Source organism: Mesorhizobium sp. M0772 (assembly GCF_040320135.1).
GTDB lineage: Bacteria > Pseudomonadota > Alphaproteobacteria > Rhizobiales > Rhizobiaceae > Mesorhizobium.
This window is the reverse complement of record NZ_JAMYPB010000023.1, coordinates 63,705-90,562: the sequence shown is the minus strand read 5'-3', so window position 1 is coordinate 90,562 and position 26,858 is coordinate 63,705. Positions and strand designations below refer to the sequence as shown.

At 62.5% G+C, this 26,858-nt stretch carries 21 protein-coding genes and 1 pseudogene; 12 read left to right on the top strand and 10 right to left on the bottom strand.

The features are described from left to right. Together NKI06_RS17225 and NKI06_RS17220 are read right to left on the bottom strand one after the other, a co-directional pair. Nucleotides 1–122, bottom strand: a pseudogene (locus tag NKI06_RS17225) (co-chaperone GroES); the annotation flags it as partial. A gap of 185 nt (nt 123–307) precedes the next feature. Beyond that, nucleotides 308–1,105 (bottom strand): class I SAM-dependent methyltransferase, encoded by a 798-nt coding sequence (locus NKI06_RS17220; protein WP_352986318.1) that lies wholly within the window; start codon nt 1,103–1,105, stop codon nt 308–310. A gap of 167 nt (nt 1,106–1,272) precedes the next feature. Between NKI06_RS17220 and NKI06_RS17215 the strand changes: the two genes are divergently transcribed. Further along, nucleotides 1,273–2,040, top strand: coding sequence for an ATP-grasp domain-containing protein (locus NKI06_RS17215; RefSeq protein ID WP_352986317.1), 768 nt, complete (start codon nt 1,273–1,275; stop codon nt 2,038–2,040). 71 nt (nt 2,041–2,111) lie between these two features. Here NKI06_RS17215 and NKI06_RS17210 read toward each other — a convergent pair whose 3' ends face one another. Then, entirely contained in the window at nt 2,112–2,738 is a 627-nt protein-coding gene (locus NKI06_RS17210; protein WP_352460578.1) for a TetR/AcrR family transcriptional regulator, read from the bottom strand. 170 nt (nt 2,739–2,908) lie between these two features. Between NKI06_RS17210 and NKI06_RS17205 the strand changes: the two genes are divergently transcribed. Both NKI06_RS17205 and NKI06_RS17200 read left to right on the top strand, forming a co-directional pair. Beyond that, entirely contained in the window at nt 2,909–4,096 is a 1,188-nt protein-coding gene (locus tag NKI06_RS17205; protein ID WP_352986315.1) for an MFS transporter, read from the top strand. A gap of 79 nt (nt 4,097–4,175) precedes the next feature. Continuing rightward, nucleotides 4,176–5,111 carry a bifunctional helix-turn-helix transcriptional regulator/GNAT family N-acetyltransferase gene (locus NKI06_RS17200; RefSeq protein ID WP_352986314.1) on the top strand — a complete coding sequence of 312 codons (936 nt, stop codon included), beginning with the start codon at nt 4,176–4,178 and terminating at the stop codon, nt 5,109–5,111. Nucleotides 5,112–5,117: 6 nt separating this feature from the next. Here NKI06_RS17200 and NKI06_RS17195 read toward each other — a convergent pair whose 3' ends face one another. Then, nucleotides 5,118–5,948 (bottom strand): AraC family transcriptional regulator, encoded by an 831-nt coding sequence (locus tag NKI06_RS17195; protein ID WP_352986312.1) that lies wholly within the window; start codon nt 5,946–5,948, stop codon nt 5,118–5,120. A 463-nt stretch (nt 5,949–6,411) separates the two neighbouring features. Between NKI06_RS17195 and NKI06_RS17190 the strand changes: the two genes are divergently transcribed. From NKI06_RS17190 to NKI06_RS17175, 4 genes are all read left to right on the top strand, one after another. Next, nucleotides 6,412–6,882, top strand: coding sequence for a MarR family winged helix-turn-helix transcriptional regulator (locus NKI06_RS17190; protein ID WP_023705728.1), 471 nt, complete (start codon nt 6,412–6,414; stop codon nt 6,880–6,882). Beyond that, the gene (locus NKI06_RS17185) at nt 6,879–8,072 is read left to right on the top strand and encodes an HlyD family secretion protein (RefSeq protein ID WP_352986310.1); all 1,194 of its coding nucleotides are present in this window, start codon (nt 6,879–6,881) and stop codon (nt 8,070–8,072) included. Before NKI06_RS17190 ends, NKI06_RS17185 begins: the two co-directional genes overlap by 4 nt. 349 nt (nt 8,073–8,421) lie before the next feature. Then, the gene (locus NKI06_RS17180; RefSeq protein WP_352986326.1) at nt 8,422–9,957 is read left to right on the top strand and encodes a DHA2 family efflux MFS transporter permease subunit; all 1,536 of its coding nucleotides are present in this window, start codon (nt 8,422–8,424) and stop codon (nt 9,955–9,957) included. A 332-nt stretch (nt 9,958–10,289) separates the two neighbouring features. Next, nucleotides 10,290–12,908, top strand: a complete 2,619-nt coding sequence (locus NKI06_RS17175) for an EAL domain-containing protein (RefSeq protein WP_245259904.1) — start codon at nt 10,290–10,292, stop codon at nt 12,906–12,908. Between the two features lie 29 nt (nt 12,909–12,937). Here NKI06_RS17175 and NKI06_RS17170 read toward each other — a convergent pair whose 3' ends face one another. From NKI06_RS17170 to NKI06_RS17155, 4 genes are all read right to left on the bottom strand, one after another. Continuing rightward, the gene (locus NKI06_RS17170; protein WP_502900596.1) at nt 12,938–13,468 is read right to left on the bottom strand and encodes a CAP domain-containing protein; all 531 of its coding nucleotides are present in this window, start codon (nt 13,466–13,468) and stop codon (nt 12,938–12,940) included. Nucleotides 13,469–13,614: 146 nt separating this feature from the next. Continuing rightward, complete coding sequence (locus NKI06_RS17165) at nt 13,615–14,247, bottom strand: LysE family translocator (RefSeq protein WP_023715207.1); 633 nt, start codon at nt 14,245–14,247, stop codon at nt 13,615–13,617. Between the two features lie 157 nt (nt 14,248–14,404). Continuing rightward, a complete protein-coding gene (locus tag NKI06_RS17160) occupies nt 14,405–16,378 on the bottom strand; it encodes a Tad domain-containing protein (protein WP_023752078.1) in 1,974 nt (657 codons plus the stop codon). A 196-nt stretch (nt 16,379–16,574) separates the two neighbouring features. Further along, nucleotides 16,575–18,470 (bottom strand): TadE/TadG family type IV pilus assembly protein, encoded by a 1,896-nt coding sequence (locus tag NKI06_RS17155; RefSeq protein ID WP_023682977.1) that lies wholly within the window; start codon nt 18,468–18,470, stop codon nt 16,575–16,577. Between the two features lie 335 nt (nt 18,471–18,805). Between NKI06_RS17155 and NKI06_RS17150 the strand changes: the two genes are divergently transcribed. Together NKI06_RS17150 and NKI06_RS17145 are read left to right on the top strand one after the other, a co-directional pair. Beyond that, nucleotides 18,806–19,666 carry a TIGR01459 family HAD-type hydrolase gene (locus NKI06_RS17150; RefSeq protein WP_023715209.1) on the top strand — a complete coding sequence of 287 codons (861 nt, stop codon included), beginning with the start codon at nt 18,806–18,808 and terminating at the stop codon, nt 19,664–19,666. A gap of 9 nt (nt 19,667–19,675) precedes the next feature. Then, nucleotides 19,676–20,659, top strand: coding sequence for a bifunctional riboflavin kinase/FAD synthetase (locus NKI06_RS17145; protein ID WP_023752077.1), 984 nt, complete (start codon nt 19,676–19,678; stop codon nt 20,657–20,659). A gap of 29 nt (nt 20,660–20,688) precedes the next feature. Here NKI06_RS17145 and NKI06_RS17140 read toward each other — a convergent pair whose 3' ends face one another. Further along, entirely contained in the window at nt 20,689–21,243 is a 555-nt protein-coding gene (locus NKI06_RS17140; RefSeq protein ID WP_023715211.1) for an HdeD family acid-resistance protein, read from the bottom strand. Nucleotides 21,244–21,444: 201 nt separating this feature from the next. On the opposite strand from NKI06_RS17140, the gene NKI06_RS17135 reads away from it, so the two are divergent. From NKI06_RS17135 to NKI06_RS17125, 3 genes are all read left to right on the top strand, one after another. Then, nucleotides 21,445–22,251, top strand: coding sequence for a MipA/OmpV family protein (locus tag NKI06_RS17135; protein ID WP_023682975.1), 807 nt, complete (start codon nt 21,445–21,447; stop codon nt 22,249–22,251). A gap of 234 nt (nt 22,252–22,485) precedes the next feature. Next, the gene (gene ileS, locus NKI06_RS17130) at nt 22,486–25,458 is read left to right on the top strand and encodes an isoleucine--tRNA ligase (protein WP_352986304.1); all 2,973 of its coding nucleotides are present in this window, start codon (nt 22,486–22,488) and stop codon (nt 25,456–25,458) included. 201 nt (nt 25,459–25,659) lie between these two features. Further along, complete coding sequence (locus NKI06_RS17125; protein WP_023682973.1) at nt 25,660–26,343, top strand: hypothetical protein; 684 nt, start codon at nt 25,660–25,662, stop codon at nt 26,341–26,343. A 28-nt stretch (nt 26,344–26,371) separates the two neighbouring features. Here the strand turns inward: NKI06_RS17125 and NKI06_RS17120 are convergent, their stop codons facing one another. Further along, nucleotides 26,372–26,824, bottom strand: a complete 453-nt coding sequence (locus tag NKI06_RS17120) for a nucleoside deaminase (RefSeq protein WP_023819983.1) — start codon at nt 26,822–26,824, stop codon at nt 26,372–26,374. Between the last annotated feature and the right edge of the window lie 34 nt (nt 26,825–26,858).

The following is a 26,858-nucleotide window of genomic DNA, read 5'->3' as shown; positions in this document are numbered from 1 at the left end:
CCTTCCTGCGGCTTTTCCTTTGCCGTATCCGGGATGATGATCCCGCCGGCGGTCTTGGATTCGGATTCGACCCGGCGTACGACCACGCGGTCATGAAGCGGGCGGAACTTCGACTTTGCCATTTTTTCTTCCTCGAATGAGAACGGTGAGAGCTGTTCCTCGATCCGGCGGTGCCGGATGTGCGTTAGCACTCACCTGGGGAGAGTGCTAACGTCGCGCTGAAATAAGCGCGTGGCTTTCGAGAGTCAAGGCGAACGGCGGGCTCAATTCGCTCAAATTTGAGCCCTGCCGGGGCTGATCGGAAAGCCTAGCGACGCCTCGGCGATCGAAGCACCAGCAGCGGGCATCGCTCAGCCAGAGGGTAGGAGCCACTCGGCACGACGCGCACTTCATCGAACCAGCCCTTCGCCTCGTTGACCAGAACGGCCATCGTTGCGAAACTGTAGCTCGTGTCGGAGCCGGCGTAGACGTCGATTGTGTTGATCGAAGCGATGCTCCATCCCGCCCGCGCGGCGAGCGTCTCGCGGTCGGGGAACAGTCTGTCGAACGTGTCGCGGATCGCCTGCACCTTGATCGCGAAATCCAGGCCGCCCGCGGTGCACGCCATGGCGATCCGCCATTTGAGCGCATGGAAATTCTCGATTGAGCCGGCCAGCACCTGGGCTTCGATTTCAGCCAGGTCCTCGGTCGTTTCAGGGGCGGCGAACACGCGGATCGCGGCACGCCCGCCAGGTTTCAGGACCCTGGCGATTTCGCCATGCAGGCGATTGCGTGCCGACTTCGAGGCGACGGCGGACAGGCAGCCGTCGCCAATGACCGCCTCGGTGCTGGCTCCGGCGACGGGCAGATCCAGCCAATCTCCAGCCATCGCCCTGCGCGAGGCATTGTCGCCGGCCCAGACGCCCGAAATCATGGTCGCCGATTGGTCGATTGCCAGCATCGATCTGCCGGGCACGGCGAGTTCCGGCGTCACGCCCAGAAGCAGGACGTCGGCATTTGCCAGATCGAGCTCGCGCTCGAATATGCCGACGGTTTCCGGTGTCGGCCGAAGCGGCGCATCCAGAAGCCTCCAGTGACGGTGATAATTGTCCCAATGATTTGTCATGCTGCCTTTGCAGAGTCCGAGACATCTGGCTTTTGGTCCTCACAGTCGCTTATTAGAAAAACTTTAGGATCAAAAGGCCGTCTGTGGCACGAATTGTCGTCGTAACGCATGAGCACGATCGGTTCCAGAGCGGCCGCAATCTCTTGCTGCGTCGGTCGAGCCCATACATGCTTTTCGATGTTCTCGAAGAGCTGAAAAGGCGTGGCCATTCGGTTCGGATCCAGCAAGGCCCGGCCAGGACGCACAGTGCCGACATCGCGGTACTGCATGTCGATGCGACGGTCACACCGGCAGACTATCTCGACTATGCCAGGGGCTTTCCATTCTGTCTCAACCTCGCAACGGCCGACATCTCGAAGCGACGGGTCAGCGGCGCGTTGGTGACGGACGGCGACGCCTGGCAAGGTCCAGTCATCGTCAAGACCAATCTCAACAATCGGGGCATTCCGGAGACGTTCCTTAACCGGCGATCCAGACGTGCAGGCAAGCAGCCGCCCTTTCCTGATATGCCGATCCTGCAGCCCTATGAGGTCTACGGGTCTCTTGGCGACGTCCCGGACGGCGTCTTCGGGCACGACGATCTCGTCGTGGAAAAGTTCATTCCCGAACGGGAGCCCGATGGCTTCGCGATGCGGTTCTGGGTGTTTTGCGGCGAGCGCGAGCGTTGCACCCGCTACGTCTCGCCGAACAGCGTTGTCAAGGCATCCGAAACGATCCGCCGCGAGCCAGTCCCTGTTCCCGATGAAATGCGCGAGCGGCGCCGCGAACTGGGCTTCGACTACGGAAAATTCGATTTCGTCATGCACGAGGGCAGGGCCATCCTGCTCGACGCCAACAAGACTCCTGGCCGACCCAAAAATCTGGTGAAGATGTTCGCCGCCGGCGCTGCCCATCTGGCCGACGGCTTCGAGGGCCTCATGCGCCGGGCGCGATAGGCGAAACTCCGCGCCTGGAGCATGATGCCGAAAAGTGTGACGCGGTTTTCGGACGACATCATGCTCTATCTCTAGAGAAACAGTCCCAACTGCGTATGGATGATCGACCGGTAGTCCTCGATGGTGTGGCGGCTTTCCTCCTGGTCCTGGGTCAGCGCCATGCGCACGACGCCGCCGGCCAGCTGGAAGATCAGGAAAACCATACGGCCGAACTCATTGCGTCGCTCTGGCGCGAGAAAGGGGCCGACATGGTCGCAGAACATCGTCGCCTGGCGCCGGGTTTCGGCGATGTCGAGATTCTTCAGCGCCTTGTCAGCCTGGATGGCGTTTTGCAGGTCCTGAATGGCGGGGTCGCCGGCGACGCGCTCATAGTAGTCGTCGAGCAGCCGGTCGGCCGCAGCGATAACGTCGCTCAGCCCGCCGACGTCGGCAACGATCGCGGCAAGCCGGGCGCGGCTCACTTCGGAGAATCGCTCGTAGAGCATCGCCAGGATCGCCGACTTGTTGGGGAAGTAATGATAGACGGTGGCGATCGGCCCGCCGGCCTGTGCGCCGACTTCCTTCATGGTGACGGCGTCGATGCCTTTCTCGCCGATCAGCCGCATGGTCGTCGACAGGATGGCGTCGATGCGCTCGCGGCTGCGCTCCTGTTTGGGCCTGCGCCTCGGTTCGGTCGTCATCTGCACTGCTTCGTTCATGCCGCCATCCTCTCGATCGCCCAGACCATTCGATCGCCAAGACCATCCCCAGCCTTGTTGGTGCCAAGTCCCGCTACTGATTGACAAACGAATATGATCGAGTATCAGTTTCTAAATGCTGACAGACTGTCAGTTTTTTTGCCGTCAGGCAAGGACGTTGGGAGGCGACCGTGACTTCTGCTGGTAACGCGGATGCCGGGAACGGCGACTGGCTGGTCGGCAACCCCACTGGGGCGCAACTCGCCTCGGCATTGTGGATCGGCTCGGTCGGCCTGCTCATTCTCGGGCTGCAGCCGGTGCTTCTCGGCGCGCTCTACACCGAAGGGCATGTCAGCGGTGACGAACTCGCGCTGGTCGCCACGGCGGAGATGATCGCCATCGGCATCGGATCGGCGGCCATCGCCATGATGCTGTCCGCCCACAATATGCGCTTGAAAAGTGCCGTCCTTCTGCTCTTGCTGGCGCTGGCGAACGGGGCGACCGCCTATGCGCTGACCTCGACCTCGCTGATTGCCGCCCGCGCGGTGGCAGGCCTCGCCGAGGGTGGGCTGGTGGCGGTCGCCACGGAACTGATCGCCCGTTCACGCCGGGCCGAGCGCATCGGTGGCTTCTTCGTCACCCTTCAGACCCTGGCGCAATGCGCCCTTGCCCTGCTGCTGGCGCTTTACGTCATCCCGGCCGCCGGATCGGCGGGCGGCTTCATCGTCCTTGCCGTCGTCTGCATCGCCTCGGTGGCCGTCGCCTTCATCGTCCCGGATAGCTATGCCGACCTGCCCAAGGAGGAACAGTTCAGCAATGTGCTGAGCGTTCCTTCGCTTGCCGCTTTGCTGTGCGTCTTCTGCTACTTTATGTTCTTCGGCTCGGTCTGGGCGTTTCTCGAGCCGCTTGGCGCACAATACGGCATCGATGGCCGCAGCGTCGGCCTGATCGTCTCGGCCAGCCTGGCATTGCAGGTGCTGGGCGCAATGACGGCTACCGTCTTCGAGGCGCGTATCGACTACCGCTTCGCCATCGTGGCGATCGGCGTGGTCGCCGTCGCCAGTTCCGTGGTGCTCGCCGGCAGCCCCGGCCTGACGGTTTTCTGGGTCGCGGCCTTGATCATGGGCTTCATCCTTCTGTTCATCGTGCCCTATCAGATCCGGCTGGCGATCACCGCCGACGAGACGCGCACGGCCGTGCTTCTGGTGCCGGCGGCCCAGCTTTTCGGTCTGGCGATCGGCCCGGTCGCGGCATCGCTGCTGATCGAAGGCAAGGATTTTCGGCCGGTGCCGGAATTTGCCGCCGCCAGTGCTGCGGCCAGCGTCGTGCTGCTCGGCCTGTTCGTCCTGATCGCACGGCGCCGCCGCGCCATCGCCTGAGACACGACCGGGGGAGCATCTCCTCGATACTTGACTAAGTCAAATAAATGACCGATCGTTGATGGGCAGGAGGCTTCCCATGACGATCCATCATCAACCCGGCAAGGAACGCATCGACGCGGTGCGGGCTTTCAACCGCTTCTACACCCGCCAGATAGGTCTGCTCGACGAAGGCCTGCTGAAAAGCGCCTTCTCGCTGACCGAGGCGCGGGTGCTCTACGAACTGGCGCATCGCGATGGCCTGACCGCCAGCGATCTCATCCGCGATCTCGGCCTCGACGCCGGTTATGTCAGCCGGCTCCTGAAGAAGTTCGAGCACCTGCAGCTGATTGCACGCGCGCCGCTGGCGTCGGATGCGCGGCAGTCGTCGATCACGCTGACGCCGGTGGGGCGGCAGGCCTTCGCGCCGCTGAACCGGGCTTCGCACGACCAGGTCGCGGCCTTGCTGGAGCGGCTTCCTGCTGCCGAACAGGACCGGCTGGTCAAGGCCATGCAGACGGTGCAGCAACTCCTGGGCGACAGCCCGGAGTCCAAAGTGCCGTATATGCTGCGCCCCTTGCAGGTCGGCGACATCGGCTGGGTGGTGCGCCGCCAAGGACAGATCTACGCACAGGACTATGGCTGGGACGAAACCTACGAGGCGCTGGTCGCCGAAATCCTCGGCGCCTTCGTAAAATCCTTCGATCCAGAATGGGAACGCAGCTGGATTGCCGAGCGGCAAGAGGAGGTAGTCGGCTCGGTCTTCGTCGTGCGCAAGTCCGACGAGGTGGCGAAGCTGCGCCTGCTCTATGTCGAACCATCGGCGCGCGGCCTCGGCATCGGCAAGCGGCTGGTTCAGGAGTGCATCGGCTTTGCTCGTGCCAGGGGCTACAAGACGCTGACCCTGTGGACCAACGACATCCTGACCGCCGCCCGCCACATCTACGAGAGTGCCGGCTTCAGGCTGGTGGACGAAGAGCGCCATCACGCCTTCGGCAAGGATCTGGTCGGCCAGAACTGGAACCTGGAGCTGTAGCGGCGTTCAGGCCACCGGGACCCATATCTCCAGCCCGCCATTGCCGCTGCGCGGATCGAACTCCGGGCCGTAGCGCTCGAATTCGGGGCCGTCGGCTATATCGTGCCCCGAGGCCGGCAGCCATTTGTTCCAGATCGTGTTGACGGTGCGGCGGATGGTGGAGATGTGCTCGGCATGGGTGAACACGGCGTATTTCTGCGCCGGCACCCGCACCCGCGAAAGCTCCTTCGGCAGGTCCGAGAAATCCGAAACTTCGACCCCGGCGATATAGTCGAAATTGCCGGCATCGTCGCCATTGACGCAGACGCCATAGGCGACGTCGCCGGTCTCGCCCGGGATGTTGCCGATATAGGGCCCAAAGCGTTGCCACTGCATCGGAATGGCCGCGCTGGCTTCGCAGCTGTAGCGCTCGCCGAGGCCGGCAATGAGGAAGGGACGGCCGGTCTCGAAGCGCGGCGGCGGCAGTGAGGCGAGGAAGGACTGGTCCATCAGGATCGGCTCCACGAGGTCGAGATTGCTGAGGCTGCCCTGCGCGCGCACCAGTTCCGGCGTCGTGCCGAACTGGTCGCGGAAGGCACGGGTGAAGGCTTCGTGCGAGGCGTAACCGGCATCGAGCGCGACCGCGAGGATGTCGGGCGCGCCGGAGGCCAGCTTGCGCGCCGCTTCGGTCAGCCGGCGCGCGCGCATATAGCCCATCACCGAACGGCCGGTGGCGGCGCTAAAGGCGCGCGTCACATGAAAGCGCGAGACGCCGCTGCTTTGCGCGACATCTTCAAGCGAGATCGCTTCCGGCAGATGGCTCTCGACAAACCACAGCGCTTTCTCGGTCGGGTTCATGAGTCTCCTCGCATTTGGCCACACCATGCTGCCGGCTTTTTGCGAGGCCAGTTTGATCGAAATTGCGCCTGTCGTAAAATCGAAGGGCGCTGGTCGACTGTGGCAGGTCACCATCGTGGAAAGCCGTTGCTGGGCGGCCTCGGCCTGGCTCGCTGGGACAATATCTGGGCGCGCTAGGTGCGGGCACCATCCTTGCCTATGCGCTGTGGAACCACCGCCGGCTCGATGCCTTCGCCGCCGGCGAAATGCCGCCGAAAGCCTAGGTGTGCCGGTGGCGAGGACGCGCAAGACGACCTTTCTTCTCACGGCGTTCTCGACGGCAATTCACGTCTCGGTCGGGAGGTCATCCGCAACCGTCATTGCCTGTGCCATGACCGCATCTGCATGGCTGCCATCCCTCTTTTTCGGCTCTGGTGCAATGCGGCGCCTTGAATGGTAAGCACGCTTATAATATATACCGCTCATGGTTTCCGACGGCATAGATAGATTGGGCTTTTTGATCCACGACGTGCAGCGCCTTATGCGCAAGCGCTTCGAGGCGCGCGCCAGCGGACTTGGCCTTTCCTCGGCACAATGGCGGCTTCTGGTTCGCGTTGCCAAGGAGGCGGGCGTCGCCCAGGCTCGCCTCGCCGAACTTCTCGAAATCGAGCCGATCAGCGTTTCACGCCTCGTCGACCGGATGGAGGAGGGCGGCTGGATCGAGCGGCGCTCCGACGCAACTGACCGGCGCGTGCGTATGATCTTCCCGACAGCCAAGGCGAACGCGGCCTATGCCGAGGTCAAAAGCCTTGCTGGCGAAGTTTATGAGGAATCGCTGGTCGGCGTTTCGCCGGACGACCGCCGCGTCCTTATCCGGGCGCTGGACACCATCGTGCAAAACCTGGCGGACGGCGAGACGTCGTCCTTGAAGAGTACGGAAGGGGCAGCAGCATGAACGCGGCAGCCAAGCTAGACGAGAATGTAACCAAGATCGAGACGCCGGCAAAGCCGGCCGCCGAAGCGCCTGCACAGCCGGCCGCAGCACCTGTCGCGGTGGCTCCCCCGGTTCAACCCCCTCCGGCTCCGGTCAAGAAGCGCCGCCTCGGCCGCTTGCTGCTGATGGTCGCCCTGCCGGCCGCGGTGGCCATTGGTGGCGGTTATGTCTGGGTGACCGGCGGCCGCTATCAGGAAACCGAGAACGCCAATTTGCAGCAGGCCAAGGTGTCGATCGCCTCGGACACCGCCGGCCGCATCGTTCAGGTCGGCATCTCGGACAATCAGCAGGTCAAGCAGGGCGATGTGCTGTTTGCCATCGACCCCGAGCCCTACCGGATCGCGTTAGCCCAGGCCGACGCGGCGGTCGCAGTCGCACGCGTCGGAATCGAACAGCTGCGCGCCGCCTACAGCCAGGCACTGGCGCAGGAAAAGTCCGATGCCAGCCAGGTCGACTACGCGCAGTCGCAGTATGACCGCGCCGCCGACCTTGCCCAGAAGGGCATCAACGCCAAATCGTCGCTGGACGAGGCCAAGAACGATCTCGACAAGGCCAGGCAGCAACTGGCCGTTGCCGAGCAAGGCATCATCAGCGCCAAGGCGGCTCTCGCCGGCAATCCCGATATCGAGACCGACAAGCATCCGACGGTGATGGCCGCACTCGCCGCGCGCGACAAGGCCGCCTACGATCTGGCGCAGACCACGGTCAAGGCGCCGGCCGACGGCGTCATCAGCCAGGCCTCCTCGTTCAAGGTCGGCCAGTATGTCGGTTCCGGCACGCCGCTGTTTGCGTTGGTCGAGACCTGCGACACCTGGATCGATGCCAATTTCAAGGAAACCCAGCTTACCCACATGAAGCCTGGCCAGAAGGCCGAGATCGTCGTCGACACCTATCCGGGCAGAACTTTCGAGGCCACCGTCAAGGCGATCGCCGCCGGCACCGGCGCGGAGTTTTCGCTGCTGCCGGCTCAAAACGCCACCGGCAACTGGGTCAAGGTCACGCAGCGCATTCCGGTGCGCCTGGAACTGACCGATGCCGACGCCAAAATGGCGCTGCGCACCGGCATGAGCGCGTCGGTTACGGTGGATACCGGCGTGGCCCGCGGGTTCCCCGCTATCTTCGGCCACGCCACCGCAGGCGAAGCACAATAGACTGTGAATGGACCGTGATCTCGAAAAGCAGGATCACGGCCCGGCAGAACGCCCGCCGCAGGCGAGGTGAAGTTGAGATGACAGGATCGGCCCGACGGCAGGTTGAACGAGGGGTGGATTGGACCGGGCCGCATCGCGGCCTGCCCAGAACCTGGACCATCTCGGCGCCCATCCTTCGGACCTTGGATTTCCGGGCGGCAAGCGCCTGATGTGTCGAGACCTTCGATCGATGTAACCCCCACATCGATAGATCGCGTCCCACCGCGATGAGGGTCTCTTCACCAGAGAAGGCCTCGCCGCCCGGAAACCTAGTGTACACGTTTTTGTTACCTGTCGGAAGTTCCGCATGATGACCACACCAGAAACTTTCAAGGAAGTGCCGCATCGCGGCCTGATCACAGTGGCGCTGATGCTGGCGACGGTCATGCAGGCGCTCGACACCACGATCGCCAATGTCGCGCTGCCGACCATGACCGGCGACCTCGGCGCCTCGCCCGACAACATCAACTGGGTGTTGACCTCCTACATCGTTGCCGCCGCCATCATGACGCCGGTGACCGGCTGGCTGGCCGACCGCTTCGGCCGCAAGGAACTGTTCCTGGCGGCAGTTGTCGGCTTCACCGTGTTCTCGATGCTGTGCGGTATTGCCTGGAGCCTGGAGAGCATAGTGTTCTTCCGGCTGATGCAGGGCGTGTTCGGCGCAGCCATCGTGCCGCTGTCGCAGACCTTCCTGCTCGACATCAACCCCAGGGAACGCCACGGCCAGGCGATGGCCATCTGGGGCGCCGGCATCATGCTGGGGCCGATCCTGGGTCCGACGCTGGGCGGTTGGCTGACCGAGAATTTCAACTGGCGCTGGGTGTTCTTCATCAATTTGCCGGTCGGCATCATCGCCTTCCTCGGCATGGCAGCCTATTTGCCGGTCGTTGCCAGGCGGATCCGCAGCTTCGATTTCTTCGGTTTCGCCATGATTTCGCTCGGCGTCGGCGCGCTGCAGCTGCTGCTCGACCGGGGCGGCGAGGTCGACTGGTTTTCCTCGGTCGAAATCTGGATCGAGCTTGCACTTTCGATCACCGGCTTCTGGGTTTTCATCATCCATACACTGACGGCGGAACGGCCTTTCATCGACCCCAAGATCTTCCTCGACCGCAATTTCGTCACCGGTCTGGCCTTCATCTTCGTCATGGGCGTGCTGATCCTGGCCTCGATGTCGCTGCTGCCGCCGATGCTGTCGACCATCTTCGGCTATCCGACCGTCACCATCGGCGTCGTCCTGGGGCCGCGCGGTGTCGGCACGATGATTTCGATGCTTGTCGTTGGGCGGCTCATGAGCAGGATCGACGCCCGGATCCTCGTCGTCATCGGCTTTCTGCTCACCGCGCAGTCGCTCTACACCATGTACTCCTTAACGCCGCAGATGGACGATTGGCTGATCCTCAGCTCCGGCGTCATCCAGGGCCTGGGCATGGGCATGGTGTTCGTGCCGCTGTCGACGGTGGCCTTCGCCACGCTCGACGTGCGCTTCCGCACCGACGCCACGGCCCTGTTCAGCCTGGTTCGAAATCTCGGTTCGTCGATCGGCGTGTCGGTGGTGACGGTTCTCATGGTGCGCAACACGCAGGTCAATCACACCGAACTGTCGGCTTTCATCAACCCGTTCAACCCCAATTTGTGGGCGGCCTCGCCGGCGGCAGCAGGCGGCGATCCGACGGCACTTTCGCAGGTGGACCGCATGGTCAACATCCAGGCGATGATGATCTCCTACGTCAACGACTTCAAACTGCTGATGGTGATGACGCTGGTTGCCATTCCGTTTGTCTTCCTGCTGCGCAAGCCGAAGACCGCTCCGGCCGGCGCGGCCGCTCCTGCCGCGCATATGGATTGAGGCGGGCGCCGGTCGCTGGCAGCAAGCTGGTTGCCCCTGATGATTTGTTGCTCGGATGATCGTCAAAACCCGCGTGTGCAAAAAAATATCGATAATGAGCCGTTGGAAGTTGATTTGGAATGACATTTGCACCTTTGGTATCTGGTTGCTGACGCATCCAATTCCGTTACAGTTCATCTTGAATTAGCACATCTGTAACATTGTCAGTCGACTTTCGTCTGGCGCGACAGAGGCCCTTTCTTGTTTCAGGTGCCAAACCGGAGGAGGTCTGTTTGGTCACGAAGTTATCCAGAAGATCCGTTGGGGCGCGCGGGCCGGTGGGCGTAGCCGCATTGGCAAGACTGGCTGATGTCTCCTACGATACGCTCGAGGGAGAACTTCGCACGACCATTGCGGGTCTCGAAGGGCAGACCCTGCGCTTCGAGACTGCGATCGAGAATATTTCGCAAGGCATCTGCTTTTTCGATGCCGATGAACGGCTGATCCTGAGCAACCGGCGCTATGCGGAAATCTACCGCATTGCGCCCGAGGAATTGCGGCCTGGCGTGACACTGAGCGAAATAGTCGAACGCCGCGTCACCGCCGGCACGGCGGCGACGGCCGCCGACACCTATCTCGCAACGGCTCGCTCGATCAATTCGGGCAAGGCTTCGCGGCTCTGGACCGCCAAACTTGTCGATGGTCGCACAATCCAGATCCGTAACCAGCCCATGCCCGATGGCAGTTGGATCGCCACGCATGAGGACATCACTGAACTCCTCGCCAATCGGCAGATCGTCGACGAGCGCATTTCGCTGCAGGCGCTGATCGACTGGGTGCCCGATTATCTCTGGGTCAAGGATACGCAAAGCCGTTTCGTCGTGGTCAACAGCGCCCTTGCGACCGATAGCGGCCGCAACAAGACCAGCGACATGATCGGATTGACCGATTTTGATCTCCACCCCCCGGAAGTTGCGCGGAAATTTCGCCTGGTCGAGCAGCGCCTGCTCAAGAGCGGACAACCAGTGATCGACGCGGAAGAGTTTGTCGTCGATGCGTCGGGGAACGGCAAATGGCTTTCGTCGACGAAGGTGCCGTTGCGCAATCGCCAAAATGAAATCTTCGGCCTGGTTGGCATTGCCCACGACATCACCGCCCGCAAGCAGGCGGATGTCCTTCGCAGCGGGCAGGCGCAGATCCTCGAAATGATTGCCACAAGCGCGCCGCTGGAGGACGTGCTCGACCGCCTCATGCGCTTCGTCGAGGCTCAGTTGAAGGGGATATTCGGTTCCGTCCTGCTGCTCGACAAGGACGGCATTCATTTGCGTCACGGTGCGGCGCCGGGCCTGGCGAAAGCCTATACGAGCGCCATCGATGGGGCGGCCATCGGTCCCAAGGTGGGATCCTGCGGAACCGCCATCTACCGGCGGGAACCGGTCATTGTTACCGATATTCTGCAGGATCCGCTTTGGGACGATTACCGCGAACTGGCGGCACCCCATGGCTATCGTTCGTGCTGGTCAACCCCGATCCTGTCGCATCGGGGCGTCGTGTTGGGCGCCTTTGCCATGTATTCGATGACCGTGCGCGAACCCACCCATGCCGAGACCCGCCTGATCGAATTCACCACACACATTGCCGGCATCGCGATCGAGCGCAAATTGGCGGAAGACCAGATCCACTTCATGGCCAACCATGATGCGCTGACCGGCCTGCCCAATCGCGCTTTGCTGGAGGATCGGCTTTCCCAGGCGGTCCTCTACGCGCAGCGATACAATCGCTGGATGACGGTGGTGTTCATCGATCTCGACAATTTCAAGCTGGTGAACGATACGCTTGGCCACAATGCCGGTGACGAACTCCTCAAGACCGTCGGCAGCCGTTTGGTTGGATGCGTGAAGGCCACCGACACCGTCGTGCGGCTTGGCGGCGACGAATTTGTCATCGTCCTGTTCGACCAAACCACCAATGTCGATGTGGTCTCGGAAACCCTGCAGACGATCAGGGATGCGATCGCGGAACCGGTTCTTGTCGGAGAGCATCGGCTGAGAACGACGGCCAGCATCGGCATCGCAAATTACCCGAAGGACGGGACCAGCCCGGATACGCTGTTGGCCAATGCCGACGCCGCCATGTATCGCGCCAAGGAATTCGGCCGCGACAATTTCCAGTTCTATGCCCCGGAGTTCAACTCAACTGCACATGAAAAATTCCTGCTTCAGGAGGAATTGCGAAACGCGCTCGCCCGGTCGGAATTCGCTCTGCACTATCAGCCACAGGTGGATCTGCGATCGGGGCAGGTTTTCGCCGTCGAAGCGCTGGTGCGCTGGAACCACCCGACGCGAGGCCTGGTTTCGCCGGCGATGTTCATCCCGACCGCCGAGGAGACCGGGCTGATCGTGCCGCTCGGCGACTGGATCCTGCACGAAGCCTGCCGGCAGAACAAAGCCTGGCAGCGCGCCGGTCTGTCGCCCGTAACCGTCTGCGTCAACGTGTCGGCGCGGCAGTTCCGGGAGAAGAACCTGATCGACCGCGTCGTCAACGCGTTGAAGGAAAGCGGCCTGGAGGCGAGGTATCTCGAGCTCGAAGTGACGGAAAGCCTGATCATGCAGGATTTCGAGCTGGCGGTCGCAACGATGAACGGACTGCAAAAGCTCGGCGTGCAGATATCGATCGACGATTTCGGAACAGGCTATTCCAGTCTCAGCGCCCTCAAGACGTTTCCGGTGGCGCGGCTGAAGATCGACAAGTCCTTCATCAACGATCTCGCGACCGACGAGAACGATCAGGCGGTCACTGGCGCCGTGATTTCCCTGGGGCAGAAGTTGAACCTTCGGGTGCTGGCCGAAGGTGTCGAAACGGAAGACCAGGTCGCCTTCCTGCGCAAGAACAATTGTGACGAGGTGCAGGGCAATTATTTCAGCAAACCCCTGTCGGCTGGGGATATCGGCGAGCTGATCGCGAAAGGCTGACGGCTGGGTCGCGCCGTAACCGCTGGCTGCTATTTTCCGAGCACCAGGCTCCAGTAGCGGATGGCGCTGTCGCGCCCGTCGCGTACATAGGCGAGGCCGAAGCGGCTGAAATCCGGATCGAGCATGTTGCGGCGGTGGCCGGCCGAATGCATCCAGATGTCGAACAGCTTCTGCTGGTCGAAGCGGCCCTCGGCGATGTTCTCGGCAGCAGCGCCCCGCACGCCATTGTCTTTCATCCGCGACGCGAAATCCTTGCCCCAGCCGGTCGTGTGGCTCATGCGTTCGCGCGAGGCCATATAGCCGGCCTGCTGCAGAGCGGCCCGCTCGAGCTGGGCGTCCGGCACCAGCGCCGGCAGTCCGGCCGAAGCTCGGATCCCGGCCAGCGTCGCGGTGGCCGAGGACGACACACCGGCGCCTTCGCCGGTCGGCACCGAGACCGTACTGCAAGCAGCGAGGCCGGCCATGGCTGCAAGGCCGATCAGCAGCAGGCGCCTGTTTGGTTTTGGACTTGCTGCGCCAGAGCGGGTTTGCGCGAGCGGATGATTGGTGGTGCAGATCATTGTCATGCCTGCCTGACTTAGCGGCGATCATGGCTTTTGCCGGGCAGGGCTGCGAAAATCTCAATCGCTGGCCTCCGTGCAGGTTCGGCCGGCCGATTCGAATGGGAAGGTCGGCGGCCGATGTAGTCTCGGCGCGCTGCGTCCGATCAGCGTTGCGCGTCGGTCGCCATTTTAAGCGCCAGCGCGGCAAGCACCGTGCCCATCATCCAGCGCTGGATGACCATCCATAGCGGCCGTCCGGCAAGAAAGGTGGCGATCGAACCGGCCGTTACCGCGATGATGGCATTGACGGTCAGGCTGATCGAGATCTGCGTGGCGCCGAGCACCAGAAGCTGCGACAGCACATGGCCGTTGCCCAGCGAGATGAACTGCGGCAGCAGCGACAGATAAAGCACCGCCACCTTGGGATTGAGGAGATTGGTCATTAGACCCATGGCGAACAGCTTGCGGGGCCTGTCCTTCGGCAGTTCGCGCACCTGGAATGGTGAGCGCCCGCCGGGCCGCACCGCTTGCCAGGCGAGCCATAGCAGATAGAGCGCGCCGGCAATGCGCAGTGCGTCATAGGCAAACGGCACGGCAAGCAGCAGCGCGGTGATGCCCAGCGCAGCCGACACGACATAGAACAGAAAGCCGACCGCCACGCCGCCGAGCGAGATCAGCCCGGCCTTCGGGCCTTGCGACAGCGAGCGCGAGATCAGGTAGATCATGTTCGGCCCGGGCGTCAGCACCATGCCCAGGCAGACCAGCGCGAAGGCGAGATGGTTGGCGGTTTCGGGCACGGGCAATCTCCGGGAAGCGGTGACGATACCGAGCACGCGTTTTGACTCACCGCAAGAGCATGATGGCCGGAGCCTTTGCGTCAGCATCGAAAAATGTCGAAAGCGGCGAAGCCGCCAATTTCCCCCGCAAGGCGGGGAAGATCAGCAGCTTCAACCCTCAGCTCACCACGCGCAGGTTCGAGAGCTCGTTGGCGATTTCCTTGAAATTGTCGGACAGCGTGGCGCCGGTCGCGTTCCAGAACAGTTTTGCAGGCTTGCTCGGGTCGGTCGGATCCTTGCGGAAGCGCGAGTCCGACGAGCACACCTTCAGTGCCTCCATCGCGCTCTTGTCGCCGGCGTCGGTCGTCGACATGTCGAGCGCCACCGTCATCACCATGATGTTGGCCGCCTTGGCGTTGTTGCACAGCGTCGCCATCTGCTCGTTGAGCGCGGCGGTGTAGTTGCTCGACGAATAGTTGAGCTGGCCGATGGCGCTCGACGTGCCGCCGAACAGGCGGGTGACCGCAGTGCCGTTGTAGCCGACGCCGGTATAGCCATAGGCGGCATAGGTCGACTTGTTGCCGGCGGGATCGCTGCTGGGCACCGCATAGGTGTTCTCGCCGTCAGTGAGCACGATGACCACCTTGTCGTTGCCGCGCTCCGTCTCAGGACGTCCTCCTGTGAAAGGCTCCGTGCTGGAGACGGTGCGCCAGCCCCAGGCCATGCCTTCCGGCACATTGGTGAAGCCGTTCGGCGCCATCAGGTCGATCGCAGCCTTGATCTTGGTCAGCCCGGCGGTGTTGGACACGTCGGTCAGCGGCGTGATCGGTGTCGTCGTGCAGCTGTAGTTAGGACCGGCACCGGCCGACAGCACCGGAGCATTGATCGGCCGTGGCTGGAAATACTTGGCCATGTTGGACTGCCTGGTCTTGCCGGTGGTGCTCGCCGGATCGTCGTTCCACCAGCTGTTGGCTGCGCCATAGGTCTTGGGGGCCACCTCGTCGGGGTCCTGCGTTATGTACCAATGATTGCCCGGCTCATCCGGCGCAAACATCGGCACGAACATGGTCGCGGGATCGCCGACGCCGGTGCCGGTGTTGTTCGGTCCGCCGGAGGCCGGCGCGTCGTTGACATTATAGGGATAGGGCCGCACTTCGACGCAGCCCTGCCAGCTGGCGAACGGTCCATATGTGTCGTTGTAGTCGTATTCGTTGTGGCTGTCCGAGCATGTATGATTGGCGCGATATTTGTCGCAGACCACGCGTTTGCTGCCGACGATGCGCTCGTGGCTGGTGACCACCTTCATGTCGCGGTAGAGCGAGAAGCGGGTCAGCATCTGCCCCTCCTGCTCACCCCAGCCAGTGCCTTTCTTGTACCAGATGCCGCCGATCTTCTGGGCATATTTGTCGGCTGCGTTAAGCGTCGACCAGGCGAAATTCTCGTTGTGGATGGGCGACAGCCCGTAGGCGTCGATCCATGACGCGTTGTCGTTGCTGGCGCCGACATTGACCGAGGCGGCGAACGGCACAAGGCTGAACTGGACCGGCTTGTCGATCTGCTTGATCATCGCGGCCTGCAAGGCAAGCGTGTCGACGAGCTGCTTGGCGGCTTGCTTGAGAAGGTCGATGCGCTTTTGTCCGGCACCCGTGCCCGTGTTCGACATCGACCCCGAATTGTCGAGCACCATGGCCACTTCCAGCGTGTTCTTCAGCCGGACTTGCGAACACACGGAGTACGTGACGTTTTCCGACGTCCTGCCGATCAGCATCGCCGCTGCCGGCAGAAAATAGGGCTTGTGGACCAGGCTGGCGCACAGCTTGACGATGCCGCCGCCGGTCGTGCTGCTGGGCAGCGCAACGCTGAGCGTCGTGTCGGCGGGATTGACGTCGTTGAGGTTTGCCTTGAAGAAGTCGAGCGCATAGGCCCGCAACTGGTCGTCGGTGGCGCCTTCCACCAGCCGGCGCGCTGTGGCGAAGTTGGCGGCGTCGAGCGCGTTGACCACCCTCTGCTTCTCGCTGACCACGCCGGTGTAGTCGACAGCCATTGCCACTCCGCCCATCAGTGGCACCATCGCCACAACGGTCATCAGAGCGTAATTGCCGCGGCGGTCACGCCAGAAGTCACGCCGGAATGTGCGCCAGAGTTCACGCATGTGATGTAAGCGGCCCCGCCTGCGGATTCTTCAATGCCGCCACAGTTTCACAAAACGTTGAAGGATGGGTTTGGGAAACTGCTCGATTGCGCGGATAGCGCTTCACCAGGCGCTAACCAAATGCACGGACACGTGAGCAACGCCGCAACAAAACGCCCCGCCGAGGCGGAGCGCCGTGTTCGAAAGATCGCGCCGATCAGCTGACGATGCGCAGGTTCGACAGTTCGTCGGCGATTTCCTTGAAACTTTGCGACAAGGTGGCGCCGGTCGCGTTCCAATACAGCTTCGCCGGTTTGCTCGGGTCGGTCGGATCCTTGCGGAAGCGCGAATCCGAGGAGCATTTCTTGAGCGCGTCTATGGCGGTCTTTTCCGCCGGCTTGGTGGTAACCAGGTCAAGCGAGACCGTCATCAAGAGAATGTTCGAATTCTTCGCATTGGTGCAAAGCGTTTGCATCTGCTGGTCAAGCGCGGTTGTGTAGTTGGCCGCCGTATAAGTTGTCTTGGGGACGGTCGTGTTGACGAAAAGGCGGGTCGCGGTTTCCCCCGTTTTCGGGCCGGTATAACCATAGGCGGCGTAGGTCGATCCGTCCTTAGCATAGCTGCTGGTCATGTCGTTTGTGGGGCCGATGCTGTAGGTGTTGGCCCCGTCGGTCAGCACGATGACGACTTTGTCGTTGCCCCTTTCAGTGTTCGGCCGGCCTTCTGTGAATGGCTCGTTGCTCGACACCGTCCGCCAGCCCCAGGCCAGCCCTTCCGGCACGTTGGTGTTGCCCGTCGGGGCCATGGCATTGATGGCATCCGTCAGGATTTTCTTGCCTTCGGTGGTGGTTATGTCCTGCAACGGCGTGATCGCGGCGGTCGTGCATGCCGAATTGGGCCCATCATCGGCCGCAGTACTCGATGCGTCCCAGGGCTTTGTCAGAAAATACTTTCGCATATCCGCCTGGCGTTTGGTGACAGTCAGCGTGTCGGAATAATCGATCCACCAATTGTTGGCGTAACCCCAGGTCGATGTGCTGGTGCGAGTGGTGTCGGTCCAGAAATTGCCAGCTTCGTCCGGCGCGAACATCGGCACGAACATGGTGGCGGGCGTGCCAGTGGTCGGCGACGTGTCGTCGTCATTATAGGGATACGGCCTCGCCTCCACGCAGCCCTTCCAGGCTTCGTATTGGGCGGTCACAGAGGTCTTGCAACTGCCGTTCGAGTTCTTTTTCGTACAGGTCGTGGCCTTCATGTCGTTTGCAAAGAGACTGAACCGCGTCGCCGTGGTATTTTGGCCGTATTGCCCGGTGCCCCAGCCACTGCCGCGCTTCCAGTAAGCACTGCCGACCTTTTCAATGTATTTATTCGAGTCATAACCAGACGACGCGTTCTTGTACATGAACTGCCAATCAAAGTTCTCGTGATGGATTGGCGAAATGCCGGTCGTATCCATCCAGGTTGCGTCCTTGTTGGCTGGGCCAACATTGACCGAGGCGGAAAACGGGACCAGCGAGAACTGCACCGGCCTGGTGACCTGCCTCATTTGTGCGGCCTGGAGCGCCATCGTATTGACAAGCTCGGTAGCGGCCTTCTTGAGCAAATCTATTCGCGGCTGGCCGGTGCCGGAGCCGTTGATGCTCATGGAGCCGGAATTGTCGAGCACGAGAGACACTTCCAGCGTGTTCTTGAGGCGGATCTCGGAGCACGCGGAGGTTTTGGCATCGGTGGACGTTCTTCCGATCAGCATGGCCGCCACCGGCAGGAAATAGGGGTGGAACGTCAAACTGGCGCACAGCTTCAGCGTGCCGCCACCTGCGTTGTTGTTGGGCAGCGTCACCGTCAGGGCCGTATTGGCCGAGCTGACCTTTCCGAGATTGGCTTCGAAGAAATCCTTCGCATAGGCCTTGACTGCCGTGTCGGTCGCCCCGGTGACGATCTGCTGTGCCGTGGCAATCCCAGCGGCATCCAGCGCGTTCAGCATGTTCTGCTTCTGGCGCAGGAGATCGGTGTAGTCGATTGCAAGCGCCAGCGCGCCCATCAAGGGCACCATGGTGATCACTGTCATCAAGGCATAGTTGCCGCGTCTGTCGTTCAGAAATCTGCGGATCATGCCTTCAGCACCCCTGCCAGGACCCAATATCGGTCCGAAGATGCCCACAAAATCGTTAAATTTCAGGTTGCTGAAATGCGTTCAACATAGGCCCATCTTTTCAAGGCTCGTTAACCACTCGGCCCTGGTGATCAGCGGTGCGACATTGTTTCGATCGACCGAAGCTGGGGAAGGGTGGTTCCTGCCTGTTGCAACCTTCGATCAGCCCGTTGCGCAACAGCCTGGCAAGTGCCGAAAAGCTGGTGACAGGATGAAACGCTTCGGTTAATGCGGGGCCGGTTGCGGCGGACCGTCGGCTGCAGCTCTCGCAATGATCGTCACAGCAGGAAAACGGCATGGCGGATTCGCCTGACATCATCGGCTCGCTCGCGGATTTGTCGGGCGCCTACTCGGCCATCCTGTGCGATGTCTGGGGCGTGATCCACAATGGCGAATGGCATTTTCCGGCGGCTGCCGAAGCGCTTGCCGCCGCGCGTGCGGCTAAGGTCCCGGTCGTCCTGATCACCAACTCGCCGCGCCGCAATGCCGATGTGGTGGCGCAGATGAATGCGATCGGCGTTCCCGCCGCCGCCTACGACCGCGTCGTGACCTCAGGCGATGTGACCCGCGACCTTATCGCCGAAGGCCCACGAAAAATCTTCCATATCGGCGCCGACCGCGATTTCACCCTCTATGACGGTCTCGACATCGAGCTCGTCGAGGAGTTCGAGGCCTCCGGCGCGGTCTGCACCGGGCTGTTCGACGACGAGGTGGAAACGCCTGAGGATTACGCCGATCTGCTGCGCCGGCTGCGCGCCAGGAACCTGCCTTTCATCTGCGCCAATCCCGACATCGTGGTCGAACGCGGCGAGCGCATGATCTGGTGCGCCGGCGCCTTGGCGCGCGACTATGCCCAGCTTGGCGGCCGCACGCTGATCGCCGGAAAACCTTATGCGCCGGTCTATGACGTAGCGCTGCGGGAGGTTGCCGTGCTTCTCGGCCGAGACGTCGCGCGCACCGAGGTGCTGGCCATCGGCGACGGCATGATGACCGACGTCAAGGGCGCCGCCGACAACGGCATCGACGTGCTTTACGTCTCGGGCGGCATTCACGCGCGCGACTATGGCGATCCCATGCAGCCGGACCCCGCCAGGCTTGCAGCCTTTCTGCAAAAGCACGGCTACCGGCCGGTCGCCGTCATTCCGAGACTGCGGTAGGGTTGCTGCATGAGCGCAGCTTTCGAACACATTTCAGCAACCGCGCCGCTGCCGCCGCATTTGCGCGGCGGCGTGGTGGCGATCGGCAATTTCGACGGCGTCCATCGCGGCCACCAGGCGGTGCTCGATCGCGCGCTTGCCGAAGCCGGGCGGCGCGGCGTGCCGGCGCTGGTGCTGACCTTCGAGCCGCATCCGCGAAAAGTGTTCAGGCCCGATATGCCGCTGTTCGTATTGACGCCGCCGCCGATGAAGGCGCGGCTGCTGTCGCATCTGGGCTTTGCCGCACTCGTCGAACAGCCGTTCACGCGCGCCTTTGCCGGCCTGTCGGCCGAGGCTTTCGTGACCGATGTGCTGGAGACGAACCTCGGCATCACCCATGCCGTCACCGGCTTCGATTTTCACTTCGGCAAGGACCGGCAGGGCGGTCCTGCGTTTCTGATGGCGGCAGGCGAGCGCCATGGTTTCGGCGTCACCCTGGTCGACGCCTTTCGCGACGAGGGCGCCGAGGTGGTGTCGTCGAGCCGTATCCGCGAGCTGCTCTGCGAGGGAGAGGTCGCCGAGGCAGCAGGCCTGCTCGGCTACCGCTTCACCGTCGAAAGCGAAGTGATCGGCGGCCAGCAGCTCGGCCGCACGCTCTGCTTCCCGACAGCCAACATGAGGCTTTCGCCGGAAACGACTCTGAAGGAAGGGATTTATGCCGTCCGCTTTCGCCGCGCCGACGGCACGCTCTATGATGGTGTCGCCAGCTTCGGGCGTCGCCCGACTGTCGACGACAATGGCGCGCCGCTGCTCGAAACCTTCGTCTTCGACTTTGCCGGCGATCTCTATGGTGAGATCTGCGACGTATCGTTCTTCGGCTTTTTGCGCCCCGAGGTGAAGTTCGATGGGCTCGATGCGCTAGTGGCACAAATGAAGCGCGACGAGGCGGAGGCGCGCGCGCTGCTGGCCGGCGTCAGGCCGCTTTCGGATCTGGACGGCGCCATCGCTTTTTGAGCCTTCCGGCCGCTTACCTCTTCAAGCCCCTACTTCTTCAACGCCAGTCCGAGAGCGATGAAGCTCCAGCCCTGGAAGATCAGGTCGATGGCCAGGAACAGGCCGAGCACCCACAGGCTGTTGACCGGCCAGCCCATGGCGATGGTCAGCCCCGCCAGCACGCTGATCAGGCCCGCCGCGACGACCCAGCCCCAGCCCTTTTCCGGTCGGTGGCTATAGCCGACCCAGGCCCTGAGCGCGCCTGAAGCGACCAGCGCCACCGCCAGCAGCAAGGTCAGCACCGTCGAGGCCAGAAGCGGATTGTCGAAGGCAAAGAAACCGGCAACGGCATAAAGTAGGCCGCTGAGCAGCCAATAGAAGAAGCGGCTCCAGCTTTTCACGCCGAAGGCATGCACGATCTCGATGATGCCGGCCATCAGCATCAGCCATCCCACGACATAGACCGAGGCGACGGTGGCGATGAACAGATTGCCGAAGGCAATGCCGCCGAAGATGAGCAGCAGCACGCCGAGCGCGACGAACCATCCCCATTTGTCTCGTGTCCGGCCGATCGCGTCTTTCAGGGTGTCACCGTGCAGGGTCATAGCCGCATCTCCTCAAAGTCACTTGCATCAAAGATCGCCTGGCTTGTCGCCGTCGCTGAGGTTAATCCCGGCGTCGGCACCCGTCCAGCGATGCCGGGCAGCTCCCAAGCCGCGATCTCTGTCTCGGATTTAAATCAAATTTTACCAAACGGCCGTCAAAGCTGGGGCAGGGCGCGGCTGTGTTGTGTTAGTGGAGTGACCATGAGTCCGGTCAGGAAAATGTCTGCGGTTGTGGCGGCGATCATGCTGGGTGCGCCCACTGTGGCAAATGCGGGCGAGGGTACTTCCGGCTGGCTCTCGGGCGACTGGTACCTGACGCTTGGCGCCACCGGTATGGTCGCGCCGAAATTCGAGGGCTCCAACAGCTATCTGCTCAGCGCATCGCCGATCATCTCGCTGGGCAAGGCCGGCCCGGCCGCGCGCTTTACCTCGCGCAACGACAACATCTCGCTGGCGCTGGTCGACGATGGCGGCGTCCGCGCCGGCCTGACCGGAAAGTTCCTGTTTTCACGCGACAGCAAGGATGAACTCAAGGGCCTCGGCCCGGTGCGCTGGGGCGGTGAGGTCGGCGGCTTCTTCGAATTCTACCCGACGGATTGGTTGCGCGCCCGCGCCGAATTGCGCCACGGCATTCGTGCCCATAATGGCTTTGTCGCCGACATCGCCGCCGATGCCTTCTACGATATCACGCCGACGGTCAGGATTTCGGGAGGCCCGCGCGTGTCCTTTGCCTCATCGAGCTATTTCCACTCCTATTATGGCGTCAACGCCAAGGAGGCTGTGGCCTCGGGCCTGAGCGAATACCATCCTGGCGGCGGCCTGAAATCGACCGGACTCGGCGGCGCCATCACCTGGAAGGTCACCGACCCGATGACCGCCAGCCTGTTCGGCGAATATGCGCGCCTGATAGGCCCGGCCGCCGATTCCAGCCTGGTCAAGGAGCGCGGCGACCGTAACCAGTTCACGGTCGGCGTCTCGACCACCTATCGCTTCGACTTCGCGATGTAAGTGAATCGAACAAGAGACGCTTTATTCCTGCGGCTTTCTCGGCTAAAAGCCCGGCAATGACGAGCTTTTCGCGCCTTCGCGCGCTGACGATACGAATTACAGGCCCGGTGTTCCGGGCGGCCTGAGCGCCGCCGGAGCCGCCGGGAGTTTTGCGCGCCCCCTCGCGCTTTTTCCAAATCATGATAGTTCACGCCCGAGCTTTTACGCCCGCCGGGCAATGCACATGGCAGACCAATGACCGACACTGTTGAAACGATCGACTATTCCAAGACGCTTTACCTGCCGCAGACGGATTTCCCGATGCGCGCCGGCTTGCCGGAAAAGGAACCGCTGCTGGTCAAGCGCTGGCAGGATATGGACCTTTACGCCAAGCTGCGCGAGGCGGCCGCCGGCTGCGAAAAATACGTGCTGCATGACGGCCCGCCCTACGCCAACGGCAACATCCATATCGGCCACGCGCTGAACAAGATCCTCAAGGACGTCATCACCCGCTCGTTCCAGATGCGCGGCTATGACTCCAATTACGTGCCCGGCTGGGACTGCCACGGCCTGCCGATCGAATGGAAGATCGAGGAACAGTACCGCGCCAAGGGCAAGAACAAGGACGAGGTGCCGGTCAACGAGTTTCGCAAGGAATGCCGCGACTTCGCCGCGAACTGGATCACGGTGCAGGGTGGCGAGTTCCAGCGGCTCGGCGTCGTCGGCGACTTCAAGAACCCCTATACGACGATGGCTTTCCACTCGGAGTCGCGCATCGCCGGGGAGTTGTTGAAGTTCGCCATGTCGGGCCAGCTCTATCGCGGCTCCAAGCCGGTAATGTGGAGCGTCGTCGAGCGCACCGCACTGGCCGAGGCCGAGATCGAATACCATGATTATGAGAGCGACACGATCTGGGTGAAGTTCCCGATCGTCGGCGCTGGATCAGGAAGAACTGTCACGACACCCGAGTTGGGTGGCGCTTGGGAAGCTATCAAGGAACTGAGGGATGCCCACGTCGTCATCTGGACGACAACCCCGTGGACGATCCCCGGCAACCGTGCCGTCAACTATTCGTCACGGATCGGCTACGGCCTTTATGAAGTTACCGCAGCCGAAAATTCGTTCGGTCCACAGCCCGGTGAAAAGCTGATCTTTGCAGATGCGCTTGCCGAAGACTCTTCGGCCAAGGCCAAGGTCACCTTGAATCGCCTTCGCAGCGTTTCGGTCGAAGAGCTTGGAAGCCTTACACTTTCACATCCCTTCAAAGGTCTCGGCGGCGGCTACGAATTCGCCGTGCCGATGCTGGCCGGCGATCATGTCACCGACGACGCCGGCACCGGCTTCGTCCACACCGCGCCGGGCCATGGCCGCGAGGACTTTGATGCCTGGATGGATGCGGCATCGGATTTGCGCGCACGTGGCATCGACCCTGCCATCCCCTTCACTGTAGATGATGCCGGCTTCTTCACCAGGGACGCGCCGGGTTTTGGCCCGGATCGCGAAGGTGGCGCCGCGCGTGTCATCGACGATAACGGCAAGAAGGGCAATGCCAATCAGGCGGTCATCGACGAACTGATCAAGCGCAACGCGCTGTTCGCGCGCGGCCGGCTGAAGCATTCCTACCCGCATTCCTGGCGGTCGAAGAAGCCGATCATCTTCCGCAACACGCCGCAATGGTTCGTCTATATGGACAAGGACCTCGGCGACGGCACGACGTTGCGCAGCCGTGCGCTGAAGGCGATCGACGACACACGCTTCGTGCCGGCGGCCGGCCAGAACCGTATCCGCGCCATGATCGAGGAACGCCCGGATTGGGTCTTGTCACGCCAGCGCGCCTGGGGCGTGCCGATCGCCGTCTTTGCCGATGAGGATGGCAACGTGCTGAAGGACGAAGCCGTCAACCAGCGCATCATGGATGCTTTCGAACAGGAAGGCGCCGACGCCTGGTTCGCTGCCGGCGCCAAGGAGCGTTTCCTCGGCAATCACGATGCCTCCAAATGGAAGCAGGTGATGGACATCCTTGACGTCTGGTTCGATTCGGGCTCGACGCATGTCTTCACGCTGGAAGACCGTCCGGACCTGAAATGGCCGGCCGACGTCTATCTCGAAGGCTCCGACCAGCATCGCGGCTGGTTCCACTCCTCGCTGCTCGAAAGCTGCGGCACCAGGGGCAGGGCACCTTACGACACCGTCGTCACCCATGGCTTCACCATGGATGAGGAGGGGCGAAAGATGTCGAAATCGCTCGGCAACACCGTGGTGCCGCAAGACGTCATCAAGCAGTCCGGCGCCGACATTCTGCGGTTATGGGTGGTGACGACGGATTATTGGGAAGACCAGCGTCTCGGCAAGAACGTGCTGCAGACCAACATCGACGCCTACCGCAAGCTCCGCAACACCATCCGCTGGATGCTGGGCACGCTCGCCCATGACGATGGCGAGGAGGTGCCGCTGGACAAGATGCCGGAACTGGAGCGGCTGATGCTGCATCGGCTGGCCGAGCTCGATGAGGTCGTGCGCTCGGGCTACGACGCGTTCGAGTTCAAACGCATCACCCGCACTTTGCTCGACTTCATGGTGGTCGAGCTGTCGGCCTTCTATTTCGACATCAGGAAGGACGCGCTCTATTGCGAGGGACCCGCCAGCGTGAAGCGCAAGGCCTCGGTGCAAGTGGTGCGCCACCTCTTCGACTGCCTGGTGAAATGGCTGGCGCCGATGCTGCCCTTCACCACGGAAGAAGCCTGGCTCGACCGTCATCCGGATGCTGTCTCGCTGCATCTCGACCAGTTCCCCGAGATTCCGGCCGACTGGAAGAACGAGGCACTGGCGGAAAAATGGCGCAAGGTGCGGCAGGTCCGCCGAGTCGTCACCGGCGCGCTTGAGATCGCACGCGCTCAGAAGGTCATCGGTGCCTCGCTGGAAGCCGTGCCGGTCGTGACCCTCGACGATGCCGCGCTTGAAGCCGCGATCGCCGATGTCGACATGGCCGAAATGGCGATCACCAGCGATCTCGTCATCGCCCACGGCAAGGCGCCGGAAGGCGCCTTTGCGCTCGACGACGTCAAGGGTGTCGCGGTGGTGGTTGAAAAGGCCGAGGACCGTGGGTTGGTCAAATGCGCGCGCTCGTGGCGCTATACCGCCGATGTCGGGCAGGACGTGGAATTCCCCGACGTGTCTGCCCGCGATGCCGCCGTGCTGCATGAACTCAAGGCTCTGGGACGTTTGTGAGTGCTCAAAGCCGGTGCACAAATGCCACGGCGGGCGGGTGAAAAGCGCCCGCGCGTTGCCCTTAACGAGTGGTTGAGATAAACACGCGAAACTCCGGAAGACAAATTGTCGCCGGAATTCCGTCGCAAGAGCGTGGACGATGGGGACCGGGGCCTTTGGCCGGTGACGATCGAGAGGCTGTCTAGAGTGGGACTTTTTGGCATGATCGACAGAACTTCCGTGCGCGTTGCGCTGCTGGCGCCGCTTGTCGCGTCCGGCCTCGCTCTGTCCGGCTGCATGGGTTCGCCGACCTACGGCACCGACAAGACGGCTGGCGAGCAGCTTGCCGGCGACCTTTCCGGCGCGTTCGCGATCACGCCCAAGCACAAGGAACAGATCGACTACAGGCCGCGCCCGGAGCTGGTAAAGCCGGCGCCGGGGCAGAAGGAAGTGCTGCCGCCGCCGCAGGAAAGCATCGAGACGGCGAGCACCGATTGGCCCGAATCGCCCGAGCAGCGCCGCGCCCGCCTGCGTGCCGACGCCACTGCCCACCAGGACGACCCGTCCTATCAGTCGGGGATCGTCGACGACGTGCAGACCGATCCGGCTTCCGTGAAGAAGGCGCTGGCGGATTCGGGCTCAAGCCACCCGCCGGCCTGGTCGCCGAAGGATTCAGACAAGGGCCGCGCCGCCGAGATCCAGCGCCGCACCGCAGAGCAAAAGCAGGGCGATCCCAACACTCGCAGATATCTGAGCGAGCCGCCTCTGGCCTATCGGGCTGCCTCCGACACGGCGCCGCAGGGCGAACTCGGCGAGGATGAATACAAGAAGGAACGCCGCCTCAAGAAGGAAGCGGCCGCCAAGGGCAAGAGCGGCGGGCTCTTCGACTGGCTGCCCTCCTGGTAGGAACCGTCGCCTTCGGTAGCTGAAGGCTCTACGTTTCGCGTCTTTCCCGAAAGAATTCCCTGAGCAGCAGCGCCGCATCGGCCTCGGCCATGCCCGGATAGATGTCGGGCGTATGGTGGCAGGTCGGCGAAGCGAAGAAGCGCACGCCGTTGACCACCGCGCCGCCCTTCTCGTCGGCCGCGCCGAAATAGAGCCGGCGCAGCCTGGCGAAGGAAATGGCGCCGGCGCACATGGCGCAGGGTTCCAGGGTCACATAGAGGTCGTGGCCGGTCAGCCGCTCGCTCGAGAGCGTTTGGCAGGCCGCGCGGATCGCCAGCATTTCGGCATGCGCCGTCGGATCGGCAAGTTCGCGGGTGCGGTTACCGGCGGATGCCACCACCGTGTCGCGGCTGGCGATGACGGCGCCAACGGGAACTTCTCCGCGCAAGGCGGCGGCTTGCGCCTCTTTCAGCGCCAGCGCCATGAAATCCGGCCGCTTCAAGCGGTTTCCATTCCGATTATCTCCTCGCCACTTG

Coding starts and splice junctions, on each gene's coding strand:
- NKI06_RS17220 (WP_352986318.1), bottom strand. CDS start 1,105: ATGACAAATCATTGGGACAATTATCACCGTCACTGGAGGCTTCTGGAT.
- NKI06_RS17215 (WP_352986317.1), top strand. CDS start 1,273: ATGCTTTTCGATGTTCTCGAAGAGCTGAAAAGGCGTGGCCATTCGGTT.
- NKI06_RS17210 (WP_352460578.1), bottom strand. CDS start 2,738: ATGAACGAAGCAGTGCAGATGACGACCGAACCGAGGCGCAGGCCCAAA.
- NKI06_RS17200 (WP_352986314.1), top strand. CDS start 4,176: ATGACGATCCATCATCAACCCGGCAAGGAACGCATCGACGCGGTGCGG.
- NKI06_RS17195 (WP_352986312.1), bottom strand. CDS start 5,948: ATGAACCCGACCGAGAAAGCGCTGTGGTTTGTCGAGAGCCATCTGCCG.
- NKI06_RS17190 (WP_023705728.1), top strand. CDS start 6,412: ATGGTTTCCGACGGCATAGATAGATTGGGCTTTTTGATCCACGACGTG.
- NKI06_RS17185 (WP_352986310.1), top strand. CDS start 6,879: ATGAACGCGGCAGCCAAGCTAGACGAGAATGTAACCAAGATCGAGACG.
- NKI06_RS17180 (WP_352986326.1), top strand. CDS start 8,422: ATGACCACACCAGAAACTTTCAAGGAAGTGCCGCATCGCGGCCTGATC.
- NKI06_RS17170 (WP_502900596.1), bottom strand. CDS start 13,468: ATGATCTGCACCACCAATCATCCGCTCGCGCAAACCCGCTCTGGCGCA.
- NKI06_RS17160 (WP_023752078.1), bottom strand. CDS start 16,378: ATGCGTGAACTCTGGCGCACATTCCGGCGTGACTTCTGGCGTGACCGC.
- NKI06_RS17155 (WP_023682977.1), bottom strand. CDS start 18,470: ATGATCCGCAGATTTCTGAACGACAGACGCGGCAACTATGCCTTGATG.
- NKI06_RS17150 (WP_023715209.1), top strand. CDS start 18,806: ATGGCGGATTCGCCTGACATCATCGGCTCGCTCGCGGATTTGTCGGGC.
- NKI06_RS17145 (WP_023752077.1), top strand. CDS start 19,676: ATGAGCGCAGCTTTCGAACACATTTCAGCAACCGCGCCGCTGCCGCCG.
- NKI06_RS17140 (WP_023715211.1), bottom strand. CDS start 21,243: ATGACCCTGCACGGTGACACCCTGAAAGACGCGATCGGCCGGACACGA.
- NKI06_RS17135 (WP_023682975.1), top strand. CDS start 21,445: ATGAGTCCGGTCAGGAAAATGTCTGCGGTTGTGGCGGCGATCATGCTG.
- ileS (WP_352986304.1), top strand. CDS start 22,486: ATGACCGACACTGTTGAAACGATCGACTATTCCAAGACGCTTTACCTG.
- NKI06_RS17125 (WP_023682973.1), top strand. CDS start 25,660: ATGATCGACAGAACTTCCGTGCGCGTTGCGCTGCTGGCGCCGCTTGTC.